This is a genomic window from Streptomyces mesophilus (assembly GCF_011044995.1).
Lineage (GTDB): Bacteria > Actinomycetota > Actinomycetes > Streptomycetales > Streptomycetaceae > Streptomyces > Streptomyces mesophilus.
Map to the genome: position 1 here is coordinate 1 of NZ_JAAKZW010000383.1, position 4276 is coordinate 4276.

Below are 4276 nucleotides of genomic sequence, written 5' to 3' on the forward strand. Positions count from 1 at the left end.
ACCAGGCAGAGGGGGGCGGCGCCCCATACGGAAAAATGGCCCCGCCCCGGGTGGAACCCCAGGTCAGGGCCATAACGACGGACGAGTCGGCCTGTACGCCGGGTTCTGTCTCCCCAGGGTCTTGCGGCCCAGGGGGAGGCGGCCATCCATCTAGGGCCGGCATTGCTGCCGGCCTCGTGCGGTCTACCCGCGGACTCGGGCGAGCAGCCCTCGAACGTCCGCGCAGGAGCACCGGGGTGCTCCCTCTTGACCTTGCTCCGGGTGGGGTTTACCTAGCCGTCCGAGTCACCTCGGGCGCTGGTGGTCTCTTACACCACCGTTTCACCCTTACCGGGAACCGAAGCTCCCGGCGGTCTGTTTTCTGTGGCACTGTCCCGCGGGTCACCCCGGGTGGGCGTTACCCACCACCCTGCTCTGTGGAGCCCGGACGTTCCTCGCCGGGGATCCGAAGATCTCCGCCGCGACCGCCCGGCCGGCTCGTCCGCCGTGCCGCCATCGTACCGGCCGGGGAGGGCCTGTGATCACGCCTGCGGTGCGCTACGCAGGTTGCTGGAGGCAACCATCGATCGCGAAGGCCATCGGTCAGCTATCGCGAAGACCATCGGTCAGCTTTCGAGAAGCGCCCGGGGCCGCCCCCTGGCTAGCGTGAAGCACATGACGAACATCGAGCACCTCACCATCGAGGCCGCCGACCCCGCGGCCGCCCAGCGCTTCTACGCCGAGGCCTTCGGCCTGGACAAGCAGGTACGCGTACGGGCCTCCGAGGCCCCGACGACCGGCTTCCGTGGATTCACCGTCTCGCTCGTGGCCGCCCAGCCCTCGATCGTGATCGGCCTCCAGAACTCCGCCATCGCCGCCGGCGCCAAGGAGTTGAAGCCCGCCAAGAAGTCCCTCTGGGGCTTCGGCGGGGTGGTTCAGGCCCCCGACGGGACGGTCTGGCAGCTGGTCAGCTCCTCGAAGAAGGACACCGGGCCCGACAGCCGGAAGATCGACGAGATCGTGCTGCTGCTCGGCGTCTCGGACATGGCCGCGAGCAAGAAGTTCTACGTCGAGCGCGGGCTCACGGTCGCCAAGAGCTTCGGCGGCAAGTACACCGAGTTCGACGGCACCGGGAGTCAGGTGAAGCTGTCGCTCTACCCGCGCAAGGGTCTCGGCAAGGTCACCGGTGTCCCGACCGAGGGCAGCGGCTCGCACCGGCTCGCGATCGGCTCCGACCTCGGGGACTTCACCGACCCGGACGGCTACGGCTGGGAGAGCGCGGCATGAAGTTCCGTACGCTCGTCGAACCCCCGGAGCCGATGAACGGCCTCGAAGTGCCCGCCGAGCTCGTCGAGCAGCTCGGCGGCGGCAAGCGCCCGCCGGTGACCATCACGATCAACGGGCACACGTGGCGCAGCCGTGTCGCGATCATGCGGGGCCGCTGTCTGCTGGGCCTGTCCAACGCCAACCGGGCGGCCGCGGGTGTCGAGATCGGTGAGGAGATCGAGGTGGATCTGACGCTCGACACCGAGCCCCGCGTCATCACCGAGCCCGAGGACTTCGCCCGCGCGCTGGACGCGGATCCGGCCGCGCGTGCCGTGTACGACGCGCTGCCGCAGGGCCGCAAGCGGCAGCACGTCCTCGCGATCGACGGCGCCAAGAAGCCGGAGACGCGTCTGCGGCGGATCGACAAAGCGCTGGAGGAGCTGCGCGCCGGCACCTGAGGCTTCCAGCGATCCCCCCAACCGACAGTCCGTGTCATGGCCACCGGCAGCCCGTGCCACGGGTGGAGCGGACGCACCGAATTACGGACGAGTCCGATGTACGGACGCATCCGGATTTACGGGCAGCTGGATCGGCCCCGTACACCTCGTCGCGACCGGCACAAGTAGGGTGCGGAGCCGGACGACAGGGGAGGGCCGATGGACGCCAGCACACGTGCGGGACTGATACTCGCGGCGGTCACCGCGCTGGTGACGCTGGCGCTCACCCTGCTGCACCGCTTCACCGACGTACCGCTGCGGCCGGGACGGCGGCCCACCGGCGAACGAACCGCCGGCGACCAACCCGCCGGCGAACGCCCCTTCGTCGACTGGGAGTCGGCGCCGGACCTGCCCGAGTTCAGCTATGCCGCCCTCTACGCGCTGGCGGTACGGCGCCGGGACGCGCTGGCGCGGGCCGTACGGTGCGCGCGGGAGGCGGACCTGCCGGTACCCGAGCCGCTCGGCCTCCTCCCGGAGACCCGCGGTCAGGCCGGTCCGCAGGAAGGTGCCTACGCGGTACTGGCCCTCGCGGCCGCCGACGAGTTCATCGAGGAGAGCCTTCCGCCCGACTCCGTGCCCACCGCCGGGCAGCTGGACGAGTTCGAGCAGCGCACCGGCGGGACCTACGACCGCCGGCTCGAGGAAGGGATCGCGCTGACCGATGTGGTCGCGGCCCTGGAGGTCAGCCGTATCGGCATGCGGGCGCTGATCTGTCTGACCGAGGGCACCGCACTCACCCTCGACCGGCCCTGCTACTTCCACCCGCTGCATGAACGCGGCACCGAGCGCGTGCCCTGGCCGCAGGACGCGTTCACGGCGGAGGATCCCGGGCACGCACTCGTGGACGAGGTGGACGAGGTGGACGAGGTGGACGACGAGGGCGACGAGGGCGACAAAGACGATGACGTGGTCGCCGCCTGCCCGGCCTGCGCCGCCGGAACTCCCGCGCCTCTGCTCGTACGGACGGAAGCGGGTGAAGTCCCCTACTACCTGACCGAGTTCGAGACCAAGTCCGTGTTCCAGACGTCCGGCTACGGCGCGGGGGCCCTCTCATGGGACGCCGATGACCTGCTCCGCGCCTTCGTGGAATGGCACACCTTCGAGACGGACGACGACCGAGGCGACACCGGCGGCGCGGGCCGGGCGGGCGGCGTGGGCCGGGCGAGCGGCGGCCAAGGCGACACCGACGACCGTACGGAGGCCACCGCATGAGCACCGTCGACTGGTCCCGGGCCCTGGCCGGCCTCCCGCTCGGCCTGCTGCTCGTTCCGCTGCTGCTCCACCCCCTCGCGCTCCTCACGGTGCGCCTCGTCCGCCGCCGCCCCCTGCCCCCGCCGCGCTCGCGCCGGCGCGCCCGTGCCGAACTGGACGCTCTGCTCGGCGAGTTCGCCGCTAGGGGCGGTACACCGTCCCGGGCTCAGGGACCGCCGGCGCCATGAGCTGCGGCACCGTGACGAACGTATAGCCGTCCGCCTTCAGGGACTTGATGATCCCGGGCACGGCCGGGACCGTGCCGTCGTAGATGTCGTGGAGCAGGATGATGCCGTCGCGGTCCGCCTGGTCGAGGACGCGCTTTCGGATGAGCGCCGAGTCCTTGGTCGCGTAGTCCTTGGCGGTGACGCTCCACAGGATCTGGGACAGACCCAGCTCCTTGCAGACCCGTGTCACCTCGTCGTTGGTGCGGCCCTGGGGCGGGCGCATCAAGGTCGGCTCCTTGCCGGTGATGTCCTTGACGGCCTGCTGCGTACGGTCGAGTTCGGCACGGATCTCGTCCGTCGAGAGGTCCGTGAGGATGCCGTGCGTCCAGGTGTGGTTGGCGATCTCGTGGCCCTCGTCGGCCAGGCGCTTGACCACGTCCGGGTACTTCTTGACGTGGTTCTTGCCGAGCAGGAAGAAGGTCGCGGGGACCTTCTCGCGCTTGAGGGTGTCGAGGAGTTCGGGGGTGTCCTTGCCGGGCCCCGCGTCGAAGGTCAGCGCGATGCACTTGGCCTCGCGGCAGTCGACCGAACCGAACGTCCCCTTGCCGTCGTCGCCCGCGTCCGCGCGCACCTCGCTCGGTGCGACAGGGTCGGTGCCCCAGGACGACAGGGCGGTGGTCGCCGCCACTGCCGCCAGCGTCAGGCCCGCGGCCAGGGCCACGTAGCGGCGGCGGATGCGTCTGCGGGCGCCGCCCTCGGATGTGCTGTTGTCTTGCATGGTTCTCCCCCATGGTCTTGCTCAGGTGCCATGGAGGAGGGAGAGGAGGGTGGCCGGGTTGCCTGGCCGAAGTAAGGGCGGGGTAAATGTGGCTGGGATCACGCACCCTGCCGTTCTGCCTGCTCAGGCGGTACGTGACTCCTTGAGCGTGTGGGCGACCAGTGCGTTGGCGTGACCGTGGCCCAGGCCGTGCTCCGTCTTGAGCCAGGCCACCAGCTCCATGTGGCGCTCCAGCGGCGAAGCGCGGATCAGGTCGATCCACTCCTGGATTGGGCGCCCGTACTTCTTCTCGATCGACGGGAAGTAGGCCGCGGGGCCCTTGGCGGCGGGGGCGGGGG

At 70.4% G+C, this 4276-nt stretch carries 6 protein-coding genes and 1 other RNA gene; 4 read left to right on the forward strand and 3 right to left on the reverse strand.

The genetic code is table 11. The features are described 5' to 3' along the window. Positions 1–78 precede the first annotated feature (78 nt). Positions 79–480: RNase P RNA component class A (gene rnpB / locus G6045_RS39535), an RNA gene on the reverse strand. A 174-nt stretch (positions 481–654) separates the two neighbouring features. On the opposite strand from rnpB, the gene G6045_RS39540 reads away from it, so the two are divergent. From G6045_RS39540 to G6045_RS39555, 4 genes are all read left to right on the forward strand, one after another. Then, positions 655–1266 (forward strand): VOC family protein, encoded by a 612-nt coding sequence (locus G6045_RS39540; RefSeq protein WP_165337078.1) that lies wholly within the window; start codon positions 655–657, stop codon positions 1264–1266. Further along, positions 1263–1703, forward strand: a complete 441-nt coding sequence (locus G6045_RS39545; protein ID WP_165337079.1) for a YdeI/OmpD-associated family protein — start codon at positions 1263–1265, stop codon at positions 1701–1703. The genes G6045_RS39540 and G6045_RS39545 overlap by 4 nt, the downstream gene beginning before the upstream one ends. A gap of 198 nt (positions 1704–1901) precedes the next feature. Next, on the forward strand, positions 1902–2954 hold the full coding sequence (locus G6045_RS39550) for a hypothetical protein (RefSeq protein WP_165337080.1): 1053 nt from the start codon (positions 1902–1904) through the stop codon (positions 2952–2954). Beyond that, positions 2951–3181 (forward strand): hypothetical protein, encoded by a 231-nt coding sequence (locus G6045_RS39555; protein WP_165337081.1) that lies wholly within the window; start codon positions 2951–2953, stop codon positions 3179–3181. The genes G6045_RS39550 and G6045_RS39555 overlap by 4 nt, the downstream gene beginning before the upstream one ends. Here the strand turns inward: G6045_RS39555 and G6045_RS39560 are convergent. Both G6045_RS39560 and G6045_RS39565 read right to left on the reverse strand, forming a co-directional pair. Further along, on the reverse strand, positions 3135–3938 hold the full coding sequence (locus G6045_RS39560) for a polysaccharide deacetylase family protein (protein ID WP_165337082.1): 804 nt from the start codon (positions 3936–3938) through the stop codon (positions 3135–3137). The genes G6045_RS39555 and G6045_RS39560 overlap by 47 nt on opposite strands. 123 nt (positions 3939–4061) lie before the next feature. Continuing rightward, the coding region (locus G6045_RS39565) for a DUF4287 domain-containing protein (protein ID WP_206344790.1) at positions 4062–4276 on the reverse strand (215 nt) is incomplete at its 5' end.

Coding starts and splice junctions, on each gene's coding strand:
- G6045_RS39540 (WP_165337078.1), top strand. CDS start 655: ATGACGAACATCGAGCACCTCACCATCGAGGCCGCCGACCCCGCGGCC.
- G6045_RS39545 (WP_165337079.1), top strand. CDS start 1,263: ATGAAGTTCCGTACGCTCGTCGAACCCCCGGAGCCGATGAACGGCCTC.
- G6045_RS39550 (WP_165337080.1), top strand. CDS start 1,902: ATGGACGCCAGCACACGTGCGGGACTGATACTCGCGGCGGTCACCGCG.
- G6045_RS39555 (WP_165337081.1), top strand. CDS start 2,951: ATGAGCACCGTCGACTGGTCCCGGGCCCTGGCCGGCCTCCCGCTCGGC.
- G6045_RS39560 (WP_165337082.1), bottom strand. CDS start 3,938: ATGCAAGACAACAGCACATCCGAGGGCGGCGCCCGCAGACGCATCCGC.